This is a genomic window from Bradyrhizobium barranii subsp. apii, assembly GCF_011516635.5.
Classification (GTDB): Bacteria; Pseudomonadota; Alphaproteobacteria; order Rhizobiales; family Xanthobacteraceae; genus Bradyrhizobium; species Bradyrhizobium barranii.
The window spans coordinates 3,732,898-3,751,878 of the sequence record NZ_CP096255.1; the positions used below are offsets into that span (position 1 = coordinate 3,732,898).

At 64.5% G+C, this 18,981-nt stretch carries 16 protein-coding genes and 1 pseudogene; 7 read left to right on the forward strand and 10 right to left on the reverse strand.

From position 1 onward, the window contains the following. The first annotated feature begins 8 nt into the window (after nucleotides 1–8). Nucleotides 9–2,807: a phosphoenolpyruvate carboxylase gene (gene ppc, locus HAP41_RS17725; protein ID WP_166098959.1), complete on the forward strand. Its 2,799-nt coding sequence runs from the start codon at nucleotides 9–11 to the stop codon at nucleotides 2,805–2,807. 71 nt (nucleotides 2,808–2,878) lie between these two features. Here ppc and HAP41_RS17730 read toward each other — a convergent pair whose 3' ends face one another. From HAP41_RS17730 to HAP41_RS17745, 4 genes are all read right to left on the reverse strand, one after another. Then, complete coding sequence (locus HAP41_RS17730) at nucleotides 2,879–4,045, reverse strand: SMP-30/gluconolactonase/LRE family protein (protein WP_166098954.1); 1,167 nt, start codon at nucleotides 4,043–4,045, stop codon at nucleotides 2,879–2,881. Nucleotides 4,046–4,159: 114 nt separating this feature from the next. After that, the gene (locus HAP41_RS17735; RefSeq protein ID WP_014496864.1) at nucleotides 4,160–5,074 is read right to left on the reverse strand and encodes an SDR family oxidoreductase; all 915 of its coding nucleotides are present in this window, start codon (nucleotides 5,072–5,074) and stop codon (nucleotides 4,160–4,162) included. Between the two features lie 138 nt (nucleotides 5,075–5,212). Then, nucleotides 5,213–6,352 (reverse strand): thiolase C-terminal domain-containing protein, encoded by a 1,140-nt coding sequence (locus tag HAP41_RS17740; protein ID WP_166098950.1) that lies wholly within the window; start codon nucleotides 6,350–6,352, stop codon nucleotides 5,213–5,215. 3 nt (nucleotides 6,353–6,355) lie between these two features. Then, nucleotides 6,356–6,769, reverse strand: a complete 414-nt coding sequence (locus HAP41_RS17745; RefSeq protein WP_166098947.1) for a Zn-ribbon domain-containing OB-fold protein — start codon at nucleotides 6,767–6,769, stop codon at nucleotides 6,356–6,358. A gap of 193 nt (nucleotides 6,770–6,962) precedes the next feature. Between HAP41_RS17745 and HAP41_RS17750 the strand changes: the two genes are divergently transcribed. The 4 genes from HAP41_RS17750 to alkB all read left to right on the forward strand — a co-directional run bounded on the left by HAP41_RS17750 (nucleotide 6,963) and on the right by alkB (nucleotide 10,557). Next, nucleotides 6,963–8,312, forward strand: coding sequence for an amidase (locus HAP41_RS17750; RefSeq protein WP_166098944.1), 1,350 nt, complete (start codon nucleotides 6,963–6,965; stop codon nucleotides 8,310–8,312). Beyond that, nucleotides 8,305–8,991 (forward strand): DUF2848 domain-containing protein, encoded by a 687-nt coding sequence (locus HAP41_RS17755; protein WP_028146915.1) that lies wholly within the window; start codon nucleotides 8,305–8,307, stop codon nucleotides 8,989–8,991. Before HAP41_RS17750 ends, HAP41_RS17755 begins: the two co-directional genes overlap by 8 nt. A 156-nt stretch (nucleotides 8,992–9,147) precedes the next feature. Continuing rightward, on the forward strand, nucleotides 9,148–9,894 hold the full coding sequence (locus HAP41_RS17760) for a 2OG-Fe(II) oxygenase (protein ID WP_166098940.1): 747 nt from the start codon (nucleotides 9,148–9,150) through the stop codon (nucleotides 9,892–9,894). Nucleotides 9,895–9,903: 9 nt separating this feature from the next. Beyond that, nucleotides 9,904–10,557, forward strand: coding sequence for a DNA oxidative demethylase AlkB (alkB, locus tag HAP41_RS17765; RefSeq protein ID WP_166098935.1), 654 nt, complete (start codon nucleotides 9,904–9,906; stop codon nucleotides 10,555–10,557). Between the two features lie 168 nt (nucleotides 10,558–10,725). Here the strand turns inward: alkB and HAP41_RS17770 are convergent, their stop codons facing one another. From HAP41_RS17770 to hpaH, 6 genes are all read right to left on the reverse strand, one after another. Then, nucleotides 10,726–12,351, reverse strand: coding sequence for a thiamine pyrophosphate-dependent enzyme (locus tag HAP41_RS17770; RefSeq protein ID WP_166098932.1), 1,626 nt, complete (start codon nucleotides 12,349–12,351; stop codon nucleotides 10,726–10,728). A 24-nt stretch (nucleotides 12,352–12,375) separates the two neighbouring features. After that, a complete protein-coding gene (locus tag HAP41_RS17775) occupies nucleotides 12,376–13,245 on the reverse strand; it encodes a fumarylacetoacetate hydrolase family protein (RefSeq protein ID WP_166098928.1) in 870 nt (289 codons plus the stop codon). Between the two features lie 193 nt (nucleotides 13,246–13,438). Further along, nucleotides 13,439–14,422, reverse strand: a complete 984-nt coding sequence (gene hpaD / locus HAP41_RS17780; protein WP_166098925.1) for a 3,4-dihydroxyphenylacetate 2,3-dioxygenase — start codon at nucleotides 14,420–14,422, stop codon at nucleotides 13,439–13,441. 27 nt (nucleotides 14,423–14,449) lie between these two features. Next, nucleotides 14,450–15,988, reverse strand: a complete 1,539-nt coding sequence (gene hpaE / locus HAP41_RS17785; RefSeq protein ID WP_166098922.1) for a 5-carboxymethyl-2-hydroxymuconate semialdehyde dehydrogenase — start codon at nucleotides 15,986–15,988, stop codon at nucleotides 14,450–14,452. After that, entirely contained in the window at nucleotides 15,981–16,379 is a 399-nt protein-coding gene (locus HAP41_RS17790) for a 5-carboxymethyl-2-hydroxymuconate Delta-isomerase (RefSeq protein ID WP_166098912.1), read from the reverse strand. Before HAP41_RS17790 ends, hpaE begins: the two co-directional genes overlap by 8 nt. A 29-nt stretch (nucleotides 16,380–16,408) precedes the next feature. After that, a complete protein-coding gene (hpaH, locus tag HAP41_RS17795) occupies nucleotides 16,409–17,215 on the reverse strand; it encodes a 2-oxo-hept-4-ene-1,7-dioate hydratase (protein WP_166098908.1) in 807 nt (268 codons plus the stop codon). Nucleotides 17,216–17,325: 110 nt separating this feature from the next. Here hpaH and hpaR point away from each other — a divergent pair, with 110 nt between their 5' ends. After that, a complete protein-coding gene (gene hpaR, locus HAP41_RS17800) occupies nucleotides 17,326–17,841 on the forward strand; it encodes a homoprotocatechuate degradation operon regulator HpaR (RefSeq protein ID WP_166098904.1) in 516 nt (171 codons plus the stop codon). Nucleotides 17,842–18,139: 298 nt separating this feature from the next. Then, nucleotides 18,140–18,975, forward strand: a pseudogene (locus HAP41_RS17805) (IS5 family transposase). Nucleotides 18,976–18,981 lie beyond the last annotated feature (6 nt).

The window sequence follows — 18,981 nt, forward strand, 5'->3', positions numbered from 1 at the left end:
AGCGAGCCATGTCCCTCCAGACCGTGCCACCCGACGCCATTGACAACCGCGCGAACCGCGCTGAGGACGCCCAGGCGCTGGAGGCAGATGCGCGGCTGCGTGACGACATCCGCCTGCTCGGACGCATCCTGGGCGACACGGTGCGCGACCAGGAAGGCGCGGAATTGTTCGACCTGGTCGAGCGCATCCGCCAGACCTCGATCCGGTTCCACCGCGACGAGGACCGGCTCGCCCGCCGCGAGCTCGAGCAGATCCTCGACAGCATGTCGACCTCGGAGACGGTGCGGATCGTCCGCGCCTTCAGCTATTTCTCCCACCTCGCCAACATCGCCGAGGACCAGAACAACATTCGCCAGATGCGCGCCCGCAGTGCCGCCCAGAGCACCGGTTCCGGCGTGCTGGCAGAGACGCTGGCCCACGCCAGGGACGCCGGGATCAGCTCCGATATGCTGCGCAATTTCTTCAAGACCGCGCTGGTCAGCCCGGTCCTGACCGCGCACCCGACCGAGGTCCGCCGCAAGAGCACCATGGACCGCGAGATGGAGGTCGCTAGCCTGCTGGACCGCCGCGAGCGTGTGGCGCTGACTGAAGACGAGGCCGCCGCCAGCGACGAGCAGCTTCGCCGCGAGGTGCTGACGCTGTGGCAGACCAATCTCTTGCGCCGGACCACGCTCACGGTGCTCGACGAGGTCGCCAATGGCCTGTCGTTCTACGACTACACCTTCCTGCGCGAGGTACCGCGGCTGGTCAACGTGCTCGAAGACAGGCTGGAGGAGGCTGGCGAGGCGGCTGCAAGCGAGCTCGCCTCGTTCCTGCGCATGGGCAGCTGGATCGGCGGCGACCGCGACGGCAATCCCTTCGTCACCGCCGATGTGATGCGCGGGACGCTGCGGCTGCAGTCGAGCCGGGTGATGCAATTCTATCTCAACGAGCTGCACGTGCTCGGCTCGGAGCTGTCGATCGCGGCGCACCTCGCCGACGTCTCCGAGGAGCTGCGGACGCTGGCGGAACGCTCGCCCGACACCTCGCCGCACCGGAGCGGCGAGCCTTATCGTCTCGCGGTCTCCGGCATCTATGCGCGCCTGACGGCGACGGCCGAAAAGCTCGAGGTCGAGATCACGCGCCGGCCGGTCGGCAAGGGCAGGCCTTACGAGACCGTCAAGGAGTTGCAGGCCGATCTCGACGTGCTGCACCGTTCGCTGATCTCCAACAATGCCCGCGTGATCGCCCGCGGCCGGCTGCGGCTGCTGCGGCGCGCGGTGGATTGCTTCGGCTTCCATCTGGCGCGGCTCGACATCCGTCAGAACTCGGCCGTGCACGAACGTACCATTGCCGAGCTGATGGATGCCGCGAACCCCGGCATGTCCTATCTCGCGCTCGGCGAGGACGCGCGCATCTCGCTGCTCACCAACGAGCTGCGCAGCACGCGCTCGCTGGTCTCGCCATTCGTCAAATACAGCGACGAGACCATGGGCGAGCTCAACGTCTTCCATTCCGCCGCGGAGGCGCATGCGAAGTTCGGCTCGGACGCCATTCCCCAATGCATCATCTCGATGTGCAAGGGCATGTCCGACATGCTCGAAGTGGCCGTGCTGCTCAAGGAGGTCGGCCTCGTCCATCCCTCCGGGCGCAGCGCCATCAACATCGTGCCGCTGTTCGAGACCATCGAGGATTTGCAGGCCTCCAGCAGCATCATGGATCGCATGCTGTCGCTGCACGATTACCGCCGCCTCGTCGACAGCCGCGGCAGCGTGCAGGAGGTCATGCTCGGCTATTCCGACTCGAACAAGGATGGCGGCTTCGTCACCTCGGGCTGGGAACTCTACAAGGCCGAGATCGGCCTCGTCGACGTGTTCGAGCGCCACGGCGTGCGCTTGCGCCTGTTCCACGGCCGCGGCGGCTCGGTCGGCCGCGGCGGCGGTCCGAGCTATGACGCCATCATCGCCCAGCCCGGCGGCGCGGTGAACGGGCAGATCCGCATCACCGAGCAGGGCGAGATCATCTCGTCGAAATATTCCAACGCCGAAGTCGGCCGCAACAATCTGGAGATCCTCGCCGCCGCGACGCTGGAGGCGAGCCTGCTGCATCCGCGCCAGAGCGCGCCGCGCCGCGAATATCTCACCGCGATGGACGAGCTTTCAAATTTGGCTTTCAAGGCCTATCGCGGCCTCGTCTACGAGACCGACGGTTTCGTCGATTATTTCTGGGCGTCCACGGTCATCAACGAGATCGCGACGCTGAACATCGGCAGCCGTCCGGCCTCGCGCAAGAAGACCCGCGCGATCGAAGATCTGCGCGCCATTCCGTGGGTGTTCTCCTGGGCGCAGTGCCGCCTGATGCTGCCGGGCTGGTATGGCTTTGGCAGTGCGGTCGAGCAGTGGATCGCGGAGCATCCCGACAAGGGCATGCCGTTCCTGAAGGAGCTCTACAGGGAATGGCCGTTCTTCCGCATGCTGCTGTCGAACATGGACATGGTGCTGGCGAAAAGCTCGATCGCGATCGCCTCGCGCTATGCCGAGCTTGTTCCCGATGAAGCCCTGCGCGAAAAAATCTTCGGCCGCATCCGCCGCGAATGGCATTCCTGCATCGAGACGCTGCTCGACATCATGGGCCAGGACCGGCTGCTCCAGGGCAATCCGCTGCTGGAGCGCTCGGTGCGCCACCGCTTCCCCTATCTCGATCCGCTCAACCACGTGCAGGTCGAGCTGCTCAAGGAACATCGCGCGCAGAACCCGGACGAGCAGGTGCTGCGCGGGATTCAGCTCACGATCAATGGCATCTCCGCGGGGTTGCGGAACACGGGTTAGCAACGCGGCGTCTTCTCGCCTCGTTGCTAACGTGGATGGCCGGGGCAAGCCCGGCCGTGACGCCGCAGCTATCAGGGCTTCATTGCGCCTTGTACACTGGTGTAAACGGCATAGAGCGACGACGAGCCACAGATATAAAGTCTGTTTCGCTGCTGCCCGCCGAAGCTCAGGTTGGCGACGGTTTCCGGGATGTGAATTTTGCCAAGCAGTTGGCCGTTGGCCGTATAGCAGCGCACGCCGTCTTCGTTCGGATCGCCCCAGCCCACCGAACACCAGACCCGTCCCTCGGTGTCACAGCGGACGCCGTCGGTAATGCTCGGCTTTGGCATCTCTGCGAAGACTTTGCTGTTCGACACCTTCCCCGCCGCCACATCGAGGTCGAACACGCGGATATGGGATGGGTTGTCCGGTCCGTCCGTGAATCCGGTGTCGCAGATATAGAGCTTCTTTTCGTCGGGTGAGATAGCGAGTCCATTGGGCTCCACGAAGTCGTCGACGACGACCTTGATGTCGCCGGTCTTCGGGTCGACGCGGTAGACGTTCTTTTTCTCCTGCTCGGGGTCGGCCTTGACGCCCTCGTAGAAGCCGCCGATGCCGTAGGCCGGATCGGTGAACCAGATCGCGCCATCGGCGGTGACGACCGCATCGTTCGGCGAGTTCAGTCGCTTGCCATTGAATTTGTCGGCAATGATGGTGATCGAGCCGTCGAGTTCGGTGCGCGTCACACGCCGCCCGCTATGCTCGCACGTGATCAGGCGTCCTTCGCGATCGATCGTGTTGCCGTTCGAGTTCATCGAGGGTTGACGGTAGACGCTGGTATGACCGTCATCCTCCGAGAAGCGCATGATGCGATTGTTGGGGATGTCGCTGAACAGCAGATATCGTCCGGCTGCAAAATACACGGGACCTTCGGCCCATCGGAAGCCGGTTGCAACACGCTCGACCGCCATGGTGCCGGCGAAGGCCGGGAAGTCGGCAGGCCCGAACGTTGGCGGCCCCTTCTTCGCGGATTCCAGACGGGAGTCCGGGTAGCGGCTGCCGGGAAGCGGTCCCAAGGGCAACGGGGCCGTCGATATCGTCGGAGTGCCGGTCTGGCCCAATGGCGCGACGGAGGCTGCCAGGGTTGCGTTCATGGTAACGCCGGTCGCGGCTACTGCAGCCGCCGCGCCCTTCAGGAGGGTGCGGCGCCCGAGGCAAGGCTCGTCAGTATCGGCAGAATTGGTCAGTGATTTTGTCATAGTCGCCTCCCATTTTTTGTTGGAAGGAAACCATTCGCCCGCAATCGGGCGTAATGCGGGCGATCTCCGGTCGGACAACCGGAGATCGCAATGCAACAATTGCTGGGAAAACGGCTAGACGGGATCCCAGGGGAAGATGTCGGCGGAACGGTCGAGCTTGTAGAACGAGCCCTTCAGTGCCGGCATGCCGTGTTCCGCGATCGTTTGCGGCGTCCAGCCCTCGCTGCGATGAACCGAGCGCAGCGGGCGGTTCTGGCTGAACAGGAACAGCTCGTTCATGCGTGCGCCGAAGATCTGCCCGGAGACGTCCTTGGCGGCATCGGAGAGCAGATAGGCGCAGATCGGCGCGATCTTCTCCGGGCCCATCTGCTTGATCTTCTCGACGCGCGCCTTCTCGGCTTCGGTCTCGGTCGGGATGGTGCCGATCATGCGGGTCCAGGCAAACGGCGAAACGCAGTTGGAGCGGACGTTGAAGCGGCCCATGTCGAGCGCGATCGACTTCGACAGCCCGATGATGCCGAGCTTGGCCGCGGCGTAGTTGGCCTGGCCAAAATTGCCGATCAGGCCGGAGGTCGAGGTGAAGTGCACGAAGGAGCCGCTCTCCTGCTCGCGAAAGATCCGCGCCGCAGCGTGGCTGACGTAGAACGAGCCCATCAGGTGAACCTTGATGACGGCCTCGAACGCTTCCACGCTCATCTTGTGGAAGATCATGTCGCGCAGGATGCCGGCATTGTTGACGACGCCGTCGAGCTTGCCGAAATGATCGGTCGCGGTCTTCACGATCTTGCTGGCGGGGACGGCTTCCGCCACCGACTCGAAATTGGGCACCGCGATGCCGCCGCGCTTCTTGATCTCATCGACCACCTCCTCGGCGGGCGAAGCGCTGGAACCGGCGCCGTCGGCGGCAACACCGGGGTCATTGACGACGACCTTGGCGCCCTCCGCCGCGCAGAGCAGCGCGATCTCGCGCCCGATGCCGCGGCCCGCGCCGGTGACGATGATGACCTTGTCTTGCAGTGATTTTGTCATGTGAGTTCTCCGCTAGCCGTTCCAATTTCCGCCGTCATTCCGGGATGCGCCGCAAGGCGCAGGCCCGGAATCCATACTCCCGATCGTGGTTACGGATTCCGGGCTCGTCGCTGACGCGACGCCCCGGAATGACAGTCGTTACCTCTCGTTCGTAAACACGATCGTGCCACTCGCGGCGAACATGCCGCCGACGCCGTGGCACACCGAAATCTTCGCATTCGGCACCTGTGCCGGGGCAATCCCGCGCATCTGGCGTACGCTCTCCTGGAGTGCGTACATGCCGTACATGCCCGAATGCATGTAGGACAGGCCGCCACCATTGGTGTTGAGCGGCAGCTTGCCACCGGGGCGCGTGTTGCCATCCGCGATGAATTGGCCGGTTTCCTCGTGCGGCATGAAGCCGAGGTCGCCAAGGCCGAACAGCGGCAGATGCGCAAACGCATCGTAGATCATGAGATGGTCGACATCCCGGTGCGCGATGCCGGCTTCCTTAAAGGCGAGGGGGCCGGCGGTCTTGAATGCGCGCGAGGAGTTGAAAGTCTCCATCTGGCTGACCATCGGCGTCTCCACGCTCTCGCCGGTGCCCATGATGTAGACGGGCTTCCTCGGAAAATCCTTGGCGCGGTCGGCCGAGGTCAGGATCAGCGCGCCGCCGCCGTCGGTGACGAGGCAGCACTGCAGCAGCCGGAATGGATAGGCGATCATGCGCGAGTTGAGGACATCAGCGACCGTGATCGGGTCCTTCATCATCGCGCGGGGATTTTTGGCCGCCCATTCCCGCTGCACCACCGCCACCGAGGCGAGCTGCTCATGCGTGATGCCGTAGGTCTTCATGAAGCGCAGCACGGGGATCGGGAACATGCTGGGCGGGCCGTAGACGCCGTAGGGCGCCTCGAACTGCCCTTGCAGGCTGTCGGCGGGGATCGAACGCGGCGCCTTGCCGATCATCGACTTGCCGCTCTCGGCATGCGTGATCAGCACGGTCTTGCAGAGACCTGCCTCGATCGCCGCCGCCGCATGGCGAACGTGCAGCATGAAGGAGCAGCCGCCGACCGAGGTGCCGTCCACCCAGGTCGGCTTGATTCCGAGGTAATGGCAGACCTGCTGCGGCGTTTCGACCGCGGTGGCAAAGCCGTCGATGTCGGAGAGTTTCAGCCCGGCATCCGCGATGGCGTTGAGCGCCGCATCCGCGTGGAGCTGGAGCTGCGACATATTGGGGATGACGCCGAGTTCGGTGGTCTCGGCCGCGCCGACGACGGCAACCTGGTTGCTGCGCATGGCCTATCCCTTCGCCGGACGGAACACGGGGAGGGTGATCTTGTCGTCGAGCGCCTGGAAGGCGACTTCGAGCTTCATGTCGAGATCAAGCGCCTCCGGCGTCTGCGGACAATCGATGATGTTGCTCATCATCCGCGGTCCTTCGGCAAGCTCGACCACCGCGATCGCATAAGGCGGCGTGAAGCCGGGAGCGGCGGGACGATGATTGATCACGTAGCTGTAGAGGAAACCCTTGCCGCTCGCCTTGAAGATGCTGACCTTGCGCGAGGCGCAGGATGGGCAGAACGGACGCGGCGGGAAATAGACATGCGCGCAGGCGTCGCAGCGCTGCAAACGCAATTCGCCCGCTTTCGTGCCGTCCCAGAAATGCTGGGTCTCCGGCGTCGGTTTCGGGCGCGCGCGCTGCGGTTCGGCCATGTCGGAAAACCCTCCCAAAGGCAATTCTTGATAAGGCCTGGGCTTCACGCCTGGCTGTTTCGATCTTGATGCGACAATCGACCATCGCGCGTCAACGGTCCAGCAATGCGCATGCATGCCATCATGCGCACAATGCTTGTGTCGAACCGAGGCGGCGCTATAGATTGCGCGCGCAATATTCCGTGAGACAGACATGCCCGATTTTCCGACACTGGCGAAACTCGCCGACGACCTCGAAAGCGGCCGCACGACCTCCCGCAAGCTGGTCGAGGCATGCCTCGCCAGGATCGCCGACCCGGCCGGCGAGGGCCAACGCACATTCATCCACGTCGACAAGGACGCCGCGCTCGCAACCGCGGATGCGATGGACGGCTTGCGCAAGGTCAAGGCGGCGCCGTCGCGCTATGCCGGTATCCCGGTCTCGATCAAGGATCTCTTCGACATTAAGGGCCAGGTCACACGCGCCGGCTCCCGCGCGCTCGACGATTCTGCGCCGGCCGATCAGGACGCCGCGACGGTGGCGCGGCTGCGTAAGGCCGGCTTCGTCGTGATCGGGCGGACCAACATGACTGAGTTCGCCTATTCCGGCATCGGCATCAATCCGCACTACGGCACGCCGAAGGGCGCCTGGAACCGGGCCGAGGGACACGTGCCCGGCGGCTCGTCCTCGGGCGCCGCGGTGTCCGTGCTCGACGGCATGGCGCATGGCGCGCTCGGCACCGACACCGGCGGCTCCTGCCGGATTCCGGCCGCCTTCAACGGCATCGTCGGCTACAAGCCGACGCAGCGCCGCGTGCCGCTGGACGGCTCCGTGCCGCTGTCCTTCTCGCTCGACAGCATCGGGCCGCTGGCGCGGTCGGTCAGCTGCTGTGCCATTCTCGATGCCGTACTCGCGAACGAGCCGATCGTCCCGCTGAAGCCGCGGCCGGTAAAGGGCATGCGGCTCGCAGTGCCAACCACGATTGCGCTCGACGATCTCGACGCGGACGTGGCCTCGACGTTCGAGCGCGCGCTCAAGAGCCTTGCCGATCACGGTGCGATCGTCGAGCGCATCGAGATGGCCGAATTTCACGACATCGGCCCGATGAACGCCAAGGGCGGCTTTGCGGCGTCCGAAAGCTACGCCTGGCATCGCTACCTCATCACGGCCAAGGGCGACATCTACGACCCCAGGGTCTCCGTGCGCATCATGCGCGGCGAGGCGCAGAGCGCGGCCGATTACATCGATCTCCTCAACGAGCGCCGCTCGCTGATCGCGCGCGTCAATGCGCGCGTCGCGCCCTATGACGCGCTGGTGCTGCCCACCACCGCCAACACGCCGCCGAAGATTTCCGATCTTGCCGATGACAAGGCGTTCACCAGGGAAAACCTGCGCGCGCTCCGCAATTGCACTCTCATCAACATGATCGACGGCTGCGCCATCTCGCTGCCCGCGCATCGCGAGGGTGACGTTCCCGTCGGCCTGATGCTGGCGGGCGCGGGCGGATCTGACCGTCGTATTTTCGAGCTTGCTGCCGGCATGGAGGCCGTAATTCGTGTTTGACCTGACTTTCACCGTTGACGCCCAGGACACCACCACGCCGCTGACATTAGCGATCGACCAGATGGTCATTGCGGGCTGGACCGGCCGCGATCCCGTCGCGCGCGACAAGCACATCGCCGAGCTGCAAGAGATGGGCATCGCCCCGCCGGCCTCGACGCCGATCTACTACCGCGCCTCGGCGCGGCGGCTAACCCAGGAAGACCGCATCGAATGCTGCGGCGGCGATTCCTCCGGCGAGGTCGAATTCGTGCTGATCGGCTGGCAGGGCCGCATCTTCGTCGGCTGCGGCTCCGACCATACCGACCGCAAGGTCGAGGCCTACAACGTCACGGTCTCCAAGCAGATGTGCGACAAGCCGGTCGCATCCACGCTCTGGGAGCTCGAGGACGTCATCGGCCATTGGGACAGGATGATCCTGCGCTCCTACGCCACCATCAAGGGCGAGCGCGTGCTCTACCAGGAGGGCACGCTGGACGCGATGCTGCCGGTCGCCGACCTCATCGCGCGCGGCTTTGAGGGTGGCAAGTTCCCCGACGGCTGCGCCATGTTCGGCGGCACCTTTGCGGCCAAGGGCGGCATCCGCCCCGCCGATCGCTTCGAGTTCGAACTCGAGGACCCCGTGCTGAAGCGCACGATCAAGCACGGCTATGACGTGACGACGCTGCCGGTGCGGGGCTGATACCCCTCCGCCGTCATTGCGAGGAGCCCTTGCGACGAAGCAATCCAGGATCCCTCTGCGGAAAGACTCTGGATTGCTTCGCTGCGCTCGCAATGACGAGGAGATAGTCGGGAATCGGGTGGCAAAGGGCGGGCCGGTCTTGCGAAGGTGGCAGTCATGACAGCAACGGCACGTAAATCACCCCCTAAGCCCTCAGTCGACCTCGCCACCCACGTCGACGCCCTCGGCTGGCCTCAAATCACCGCCGAGCTCGATGCCCAGGGCAGCGCCGTCCTGAAGAATCTGCTGACGCCCGACCAATGCCGCGCCATCGCCGCGCTCTATCCTGATGATGCAGGCTTCCGCAGCCGCATCGTCATGGGCCGCCACGGCTTTGGCCGCGGCGAGTACAAATATTTCTCCTACCCGCTGCCCGATCTGATCGCGCAGCTTCGCCCGACGCTGTATGCGCATCTTCAGGGCGTCGCCAATCGCTGGAACGAGGCGATGGGGATCGACATCCGTTACCCGGCCGCGCATGCCGCGTTCCTCAAGCGCTGCCACGAGGCAGGCCAGGCGCGGCCGACGCCGCTGCTGCTGCAATACGAGACGGGCGATTTCAACTGCCTGCACCAGGACCTCTATGGCGAGCACGTGTTTCCGCTCCAGGTCGCGATCCTCTTGTCCGAGCCGGGACGCGATTTCACCGGTGGCGAGTTCGTGCTGACCGAGCAGCGCCCGCGCATGCAATCGCGCGCCGAGGTCGTGCCGCTGGCGCAGGGCGATGCGGTCGCTTTCGCCGTGCATCACCGTCCGGTGCAGGGGACACGCGGCACCTACCGCGTTAATCTCCGCCATGGCGTCAGCCGGATCAGGTCCGGCCAGCGCCATACGCTGGGTGTGATCTTCCATGATGCCAAATGAGCGCTGCGATTGACGGGTGATCTGTTCGACACGGCCGCCGAGGCACAGCCGTCGCGTGAGGAGATCGCCGACGGCGCCGTGTTGCTGCGCGGATTCGTCAGGCCGATCGAGAGCGAGCTGATCGAAGCCGTGCGCGCGATCGTGGCGCAGTCGCCGTTCCGCCGCATGACCACGCCCGGCGGCCACCTGATGTCCGTGGCGATGACCAATTGCGGCGAGCGCGGCTGGATCACCGATCACACCGGCTATCGCTATGATCCGATCGATCCGCGAACCGGCGCGCCATGGCCCGCGATGCCGACGGTGCTTCGCGACCTGGCTCGAGGCGCGGCGGAGCAGGGCGGCTTTGGCGGCTTTGCGCCCGACGCCTGCCTCGTCAATCGCTACGAGCCCGGCACGCGGCTGTCGCTGCATCAGGACAAGGACGAGCTGGACTATTCGGCGCCGATCGTCTCGGTCTCGCTCGGCCTGCCCGCGACCTTCCTGTTCGGCGGCCTGGCGCGCAGCGACAAGCCGCGCCGCTTCCGGCTCGTCCATGGCGACGTCGTCGTCTGGGGCGGGCCCAGCAGGCTCGCCTATCACGGCGTCGCGCCGCTCGCCGATGGCGAGCACGCGCTGCTGGGAAGGAAGCGGATCAATTTGACGTTTCGCCGGACGCGGTGATCTTCCTTCTCCCCTTGAGGGAGAAGGTGCCTTCCCGAAGGGGAGGCGGATGAGGGGTCTCTATCCGCGGAGACAGACCCCTCATCCGTCTCGCTGCCGCTTCGCGTCAGCGATCCACCTTCTCCCACAAGGGGAGAAGGGAAGAGTCCCGGAACGACGATGCTTCGTTTACGGCTTCGGCGGGTGAATGAACGCCCAGGGGCTGACTTCCGAATCCCGCGTCACTTCCACCGAAATCAGATACGGCCCGCCATGGGCCAGCGCCTTTTCCATCGCCGCCTTGAACTGGTCCGGCGCGGTGACACGCGCGGCAGCCACACCAAAGGACTCCGCGAGCTTGACGAAATCCGGATTGACCAGATCGGACGCCACCACGCGGCCGTTAAAGCGCTCGCGCTGGTCGCGGCGGACATTGCCGTAGGCGTTGTTGTTGAACACCAGCGTCACCACGCCGATGTTGAACTGCACGGCGGTGGCAAGCTCCTGCACGCCGAACATGAAGCCGCCGTCGCCGGTGATCGCCACCACCGGCTTGTCGGGGTTGGCCACCTTGGCGCCGAGCGCGGTCGGGAAGCCCGAGCCGAGCGTGCCCTGATACCCTGACGTGATGAAGGTGCGCGGCTCGTAGATCGGAAAGCCGTACCAGGACGCGAAGCCGAACTGCGACAATTCATCGGTGACGATCGCGTTGGCCGGCAGCACCTCGCGCAGGATGTTGAGATACGCCATCTGCGGCTGGATGCTCTGGATCTCTGCCAGCGCGGTCGCGGTGGCCTCGCGGATCGCGGCGCGGCGGCCGGCGGACTTGCTGTAGCCGGCCTTGCTGACCGCTTGGATCAGATCGGCGGTCGCGGTTTTGGCATCGGCGACGATGGCGGTGTCGGAGATGAAGCGCCGCATCTCGACGGGATCGATGTCGATGCGGATGCTCTTCAAGCCGTCAGGTCGATACGGCCAGCGCGACATGGTCGGCAGTTCCAGCCGCGAGCCGATACCGATCATGAGATCGGTCTTCGGCCATAGCTTGTAGGCGGCAGCCATCGTGAGCCCCAGCTCATGCGCGTTGGAGACGATGCCGCGCCCGCTGCGGAAGGCGACGACGGGTGCATCGATCATCTCGGCGAGCTCGAGGATTTCGTCGCGCGCCTCGATCGCGCCGCTGCCGACAAAGATCATCGGCGCCTTGCTGCTCCTGATCACCGCGGCCGCCTGCCTGATCAGATCAGGATCGGGCAATGGTGCGGGCAGCGGCTCGAGCACCTTTGCGGCACAGGTGTCCGCGCGTTGGGTGAAGATATCCCAGGGCATCTCGACCGAGGCGGGGCCGCGACGGCCGGACGTCATCTCCTGGAAGGCGCGCGACACGGTGGTCGGCGCGTTGCCGGGCGTCTCGATGCGGTCGGCCCATTTGACATAGGTGCGCAAGGTGGCGAGCTGGTCCGGCATCTCGTGCAGATGGCCGCGGCCCTTGCCCAGAAACTGCGTCGGCACCTGGCCGGTCACGCACAGCACCGGCTCGTTGCAGCCGTAGGCGGTCAGCAGCGCCGCGCTGGCGTTGAGCACGCCGGGGCCGGGCACCACGCTGAACACGCCGGGCTTGCCGCTGGAGCGCGCATAGCCGAACGCCATGTAGCCGCAGGCCTGCTCGTGCCGCGCGCCGATCACGTTGAGCTGGGCCTGGTGGAAGGCGTCGAACAGGCCGTAGACCTGCGCGCCGGGCAGGCCGAACACGGTGTCGACGCCGTGGGCGACAAGGCCGCTTACGATCGCTTCGCCGCCGGTGAGGGTGGTCATTGCACTATTCCATTTCGATTGTTGTCAGGCTTCGTCGACGACGCCATTCCGTAGCATGCCGATGCCTTCGGCTTCGACCTCGATGACATCGCCGGGCGTCAGATAGCGCGGCGGATCGAACCGCGCACCGGCACCGGTCGGCGTGCCCGTCACAATGATGTCACCGGGGACCAGCGTCGCGAAGGTCGAGATATAGCTGATGAGATAGCGGAACGGGAACATCAGCCGGCTGGTCCGGTCGTCCTGCCTGAGCTCGCCGTTGACATGCGTGGTCAGACGAATGTCGGCGATCTGCGATTCCCGCGTGTAGGGCACCAGCCACGGGCCGAGGCTGCCGCTGGAATCAAAGTTCTTGCCCTGCGTGACGTTGAACTTGGCGTGGCGCAGCCAGTCGCGCACCGAGCCTTCGTTGCAGAGCGTGAGCGCCGCGATGTGGTCGAGCGCGGCACTTTCCGCGATGTGTCGGCCGGCCTTGCCGATCACAAGCACGATCTCGCCTTCGTAGTCGAGCTGCGCTGACGCGCGCGGGCGCACCAGCGGCGTGTCGTGGCCCACGAAGGAGCGGGGCGAGCGCATGAACATGCTCGGATATTTCGGCGCCTCCTGGCCGTCCTTGTACTCGGCATTGCGGTCGGGATAGTTGACGCCGATGCAGATGATCTTTTCCGGCGCGGGCACTGGCGGCAGCCAGGTGATGTCGCCGAGCGCATGGTCCGGCGCGCGGCTGGCGGCCTCCTCGGCAAGGCTCACGAGCTTTCCGGCCGCGATCACCTCGCGCAGCGTCGGATAGTCCTTGGCGTGACGCGTCGAGAGGTCGACGATGCCTCCCTCCAGGACGGCGCCGTAGCGGGTTGCACCCTTGACGGAATAGGTAGCGAGGCGAGGGAGCTTCATTGGCAATCTATCTCTCTTGTCGTCCCTGCCTAGTGCGCAATTGCGCACGGGAGCAGGGACCCATACCGCGTGATCTATCGATAGCGTGCGATGACAATCCCGAACGACCAACCTTCGCCAAACTCCTCCCCGTGGTTATGGGTCCCTGCTTTCGCAGGGACGACGGGGAGAGTTATTTTGCTTGTCACCGGCATTAATCCGCCACCAGCACGTCGGCGACGAACTTCGGCTCACGCACGGCCTGCCCGCTGAACGGCGAGCCCTGCTCGAACCAGGACCGCGGCGCCGGCGCGCCCCACAGCGTCTGGCGGCGCGGATCGCGCAGCGACCAGCGCAGCGGCTCGTGGTCGTGATCGCCGGTGAAGTAGTCGCTGGTGTAGAGTTCGAGACGGTGCCCGTCGGGGTCGCGCACGTAGAGGAAGAACGCATTCGAGATGCCGTGGCGTCCCGGTCCGCGCTCGATGTTCTTGACGAAGCCTTGTGAGGCCATGACGTCGCAGAGATGGATGATGTTCATCGCCGTCGGCGTCCAATAGGCGAAGTGGTGCAGGCGAGGGCCCTTGCCGTTGGTGATGGCGAAGTCGTGGACATTGCCCTTGCGATGCATCCAGGCAGCCGCAATGCGCCCGTTCGGTCCGTCCTCCTCGGCATATTCGGTGAGGCGGAAGCCGAGCCGGGCGTAGAACTCGACGGTGTCCTGCACTTCGGCGGCGAAGACGTTGAAATGATCGAGCCGCTGCGGGTGGCATCCCCTGTAGAGATCGTAGCGGCGAAGCAGATGCGGGCGGCGGTCCATCGACGCGTAGAGCTCGATCTGGAAGCCGAAGGGGTCGGTGAATTGCAGTGTGCGGCCCTGGAAGGGCTGGTCGACGAAGGCGTAAGAGAGACCGTTCTCCGAAAGGAAGGAGGCGGCCTTGTCGAGGTCTTTGTCGTTGCCGACCTTGAAGCCGAGCCGGGCGCAGGCGGGTACCGGCGCCTTGCGCAACACCAGCGAGTGATGCTGGTGCTCCTCGGCTGCGCTCAGGTAAACGACCTTGTCGTCGGCATCCTCGACATGCAGCCCGACGGTGGTCTCGTAGAACGCACGGCTGAGCTTCAGGTCAGTCACGTCGAGCACGACGTGGCTGGAGCGGATGATGTTGAACGGCGGTTCGAAGATGTGTTGCGGTACGGGCATCGGCGTTTCCCCTCGGCTCGACGAGCGTCAGATTCCCAATTTCTGAATCTTGTGCGTGCCCCGCGCCAGCGAGACGTGCTTGGTTTCCATGTAGAAGTCGAACGAGTAGTCGCCGCCATCGCGGCCGATACCTGAGGCCTTCATGCCGCCGAACGGCGTAGGCAGATGGCGGACGTTTTCCGAGTTCAGCCAGATCATGCCAGCCTCCAGCGCGTCGGCGACGCGCAGTGCGCGGCCGACGTCGTTGGTCCAGACATAGCCGGTCAGGCCGTAGCGGGTGTCGTTGGCGATCTCGATGGCGTCGGCCTCGTCCTTGAAGGGCAGCACGGTGAGGAAGGGGCCGAACACTTCCTCCTGCGCCACGCGCATCTTGCCGTTGGCGCCGGTCACCAGTGTCGGCTCGACGTAATGTCCGCCGCCGGGGCCGTCATAGGCCTTGCCGCCGACGGCGATCACAGCACCATCCTGCCGCGCGACGTCGAAATACGAGCACACCTTTGCGAGGTGCCGCTCGTGGATCAGCGGTCCGATCTCGGTGGCGGGATCGAGCGGATGGCCGACCCTCAGCGCTTTCACGCGCGCGGTCAGCTTCTCGATGAATGTCTCGGCGATGCTTTGCTGGATCAGCAGGCGGCTCGACGACGTGCAGCGCTCGCCGTTGAGGGAGTAGATCATGAACACGACGGCATCGAGCGCGCGGTCGAGATCGGCGTCGTCGAACACGATCACCGGGTTCTTGCCGCCGAGCTCGAAATGCACGCGCTTCAAGGTCGGCGCGCCCTGGACCATGATCGCCGATCCCGTCGCGCTCTCGCCGACGAAACCGATCGCCTTGATGGCGGGATGCTCGGTCAGGGCCTTGCCGGCCTCCTCGCCAAAGCCGTGCACGGTGTTGAGCACGCCGTCGGGAACACCGGCTTCCTTGACGAGCCTTGCCAGAATGGCGGCCGTCACCGGTGACCACTCGGCCGGTTTGTGCACGACGGTGCAGCCCGCGGCCAGCGCCGGGGCGATCTTCCAGGTCGAGAGCATGAACGGCGTGTTCCACGGCGTGATCACGCCGACCGGACCGATCGGCACGCGGGTCGAGACGTTCCAGTGCTCGTCGCTCGGCGTGTTCTGGCCATCGCGCGCCTCGGCGCATTTGTCGGCGAAGAAGCGAAAATTCTCGGCGGCGCGGATCGCGGCCTTGGCCATGAAGCGATAGGCTTGGCCGGTGTCGATGCATTCGAGCACGGCGATGTCGTCGGCATTGTCCTCGATCGCGTCGGCGACGCGGTGCAGCAGCTTCTTCCGCATCGCCGGCCCCATGTCGCGCCAGGACTTGAAGGCCAGCGCAGCGGCGGTGGCCGCGGCGTCGATGTCCTCGGCGTTGCCGCGCGCGACGCTCGCAAGCGTAGCGCCGTCGACCGGCGACTTGGTCTCGAATGTCTTACCGGAGATCGAGGCGACGATCTTGCCGTCGATCATGTGGCCGATGCCGTCGGCCCGCAGCTTCTTCAGCAGCGGTGCGGCGCGGTCGCGGTTGGCCTGGAACACATCGGCTTTCGGCGTGGGCTTATCCATGGGCAGCCTCCACTTTCAGGGCGTCGTGGATGTTGTTGCGCTTCCAGCTGGTGTCCTTGTCGTTGATCTGCATGTCGAACGACAAAGCGAACTTGCTCGCGGCGAAGATGGGATCGAGATGTTTTGAAAGCGCCTGGAAGACGTGCTCGCCGGCTTTCTGGCGCGTGGGAAGGTCGCGGCCTTCGCCGATGCGCAGGACCATGTCGAGGAAACCGTAGTCCTGTCGCGCGTCCGCGATCGCATAATGCTCGCATCTAATGGCGTGGACGCGGATGCCGCCGAGCGGGAAGATGCCGGTCTCGACCGCCGCCTTCCGCACCACCTCGCACACCGCGCCGATGTCGAGGCGGCCGTCGAGATTGGCCGAATATTCGATGGTGAAATGCGGCATCGCGGTTTCACTCCCTGTTTTTTGTTCGTCTAAGCGAAGTAGCAGCTCACCGAGCCGTAGGCGCCATAATCGGCCTGAATTGTGTCGCCCTTGCGGGTCTCGATCGGACGGATGAAGGAGCCGGCAAGCACGATCTGTCCGGGCTCCAGCGCTAGCCCAAGCGGCGCGATCTTGTTGGCGAGCCAGGCAACCGCAGTCGCGGGATGATTGAGCACGCCGGCGGCAAGGCCCGTCTCCTCGAGCTGGCCGTTTTTGAAGCAGAGCGCGCCGATCCAGCGCAGGTCGGCGTCCAGCGGGCGGATCGGCCGTCCGCCGAGCACGATGCCGGCATTCGCCGCGTTGTCGGCGATGGTGTCAAAAATCTTTCGCGTCGCCTTGGTCTTGGGATCGACGCGCTCGATGCGCGTGTCCAGGATCACAAGCGCCGGCACGACGAAATCGGTGGCGTTGAGCACGTCGAACATCGTGCAGTCCGGCCCCGCGAGGCGCCTGCTCATGACGAAGGCGAGCTCGGCCTCGACGCGCGTGGCGATGAAGCGCTCGGTCGGGACAAGGCCGCCATCGGCAAAGAACATGTCGTCGAGCAGCACGCCGGAATCCGGCTCGTCGATATTGAGCGCGCTCTGCATCGCCTTCGAGGTCAAGCCGATCTTGTGGCCCTTGACGGTGCGGCCTTCCGCGAGCTTGAGGTCGACCCAGGCCTTCTGAATCGCGTAGGCGTCAGCGATGGTAATGCCTGGAAAATCCTGCGAGAGCTGCCGGATCTGGGTGCGGGTCTTCTCCGCCTGGTGCAGACGGTTCGCACAAGCTTGGATATCGTCGTTGGAAAGCGCCATCTGTGATCTTACAAATCGTGGTGCCGGAGAGACTTAACATGTTAAGTGAATGCGTCAAACACAATTTGGGTTTGCTGCACTGCAAACATTTTGCGGCTTGAAAGGACGACATGGCGAAGAGACCGGCTGATCCCGCGAACGGAAGTGAGCCCGCCGCACGGCAGGTGCCGATGCGCGACTTCTCGCGCTCGCTGCCGATGTCGCTGCTCAGGGCGCGTGAAGCGGTGATGCGGCAATTTCGTCCCAAGCTGCGCGAGCACGGCCTGACCGAGCAGCAATGGCGCATCCTCCGCGCATTGGCAGCCATCGAGGCCGCGGAGGTGACCGAGCTCGCGCGCACGGCATTTCTCCTCGGCCCGAGCCTGTCGCGCATCCTGCGCGATCTCGAGGCGCGCAATCTGATCGAGCGCAAGACCGCGAAGGCGGACCAGCGCCGCAGCATGGTCTCGATCTCGAAAGAGGGCGTGAAGCTGATGGCCGCGGTCGCCCCATCCTCGGAAGCGATCTACGCCGAGATCACGCAACGCTTCGGCGCGCGCAAGCTCGCCGAACTGCAGGAGATGCTCGGTCAGTTGGAATCGTGTCTCGCTTCCACGGACGCGAGTGACGTCACGGATGAAACGTAACGGCAAATTTGCATGATCACTTTCCAACTACGCATGACTGTCATCATTGCATAATGCGTGGGCAGCGCGATCGCCGCGAAATGCGTGAAAAAAGCCGTGAGAAATCGCCGAGAATAGACAGCCGTCGCAGGTGTTGATCACTATTGGGTGCGCGCTCTGCGCAGTTAGTCGATGTTGGCGCAATATCAATTTACTCGTATCGGCAGAATTCGTAAGTGTCTGTTCCAAAACATGTTGAGTCGAATGAATCGGTTGTGATTCAAGGTGAGCGGCCTGATTCGATGGGGACGCGCCGCCAATGTGGACTACCGAGAACCGTGCACGCTACGACCGCAGCCGCCTGCGCTATCCGAGCGACTTGACCGACGAGGAGTGGGCGCTGATCGCGCCTCGCATCCCGCCGGCCAAGCGCGGCGGCAACAAGCGTACGGTGGACCTGCGCGAGATTGCCAACGGGCTGATGTACATCCTGAGCACAGGTTGCCAGTGGCGCGCGATCCCCAAGGACCTGCCGCCGCGCTCGACGCTGTATGGCTACTTCGATCTGTGGAGCTGGAACGGCACGCTCGATAAAATTCATCACGCCCTCTATGTCGAATGTCGCGAAAGGGCCGAGCGCGAGGCTTCTCCCACCGCCGCCATCATCGATAGCCAGAGCGTGAAAAGCGCTGAAAAAGGGGGCCTCATGATCTCCATGGCTACGACGCGGGCAAGAAGATCAAGGGCAAGAAGCGGCACATTCTCGTCGACACGCAAGGCCTCTTGATGCACGCCATCGTGCATGCGGCGGACATCCAGGATCGCGACGGCGGCGTGCTCCTGATGGCAACGTTGTTCGGCCTCTATCCCTTTCTTCTGAAGCTCTACGCCGACGGCGGATATCAAGGGCCACATTTCCAGAAGGGGCTGCGTAGCGCTCTGAAGCGCGTGAACCTCGAAATCGTCAAACGCTCCGATCAGGCTCACCGTTTCGTCGTCTTGCCCAAACGCTGGATCGTCGAGCGTACCTTTGCCTGGCTCGGGCGATGCCGAAGACTGTCCAAAGATTGGGAATGCTTCAATCACAGGGCGCTCGCCTTTCTCAAGCTGGCCTCCATCCGACTCATGCTGCGAAAGCTATGCAATCCAAGGTAATCTTTC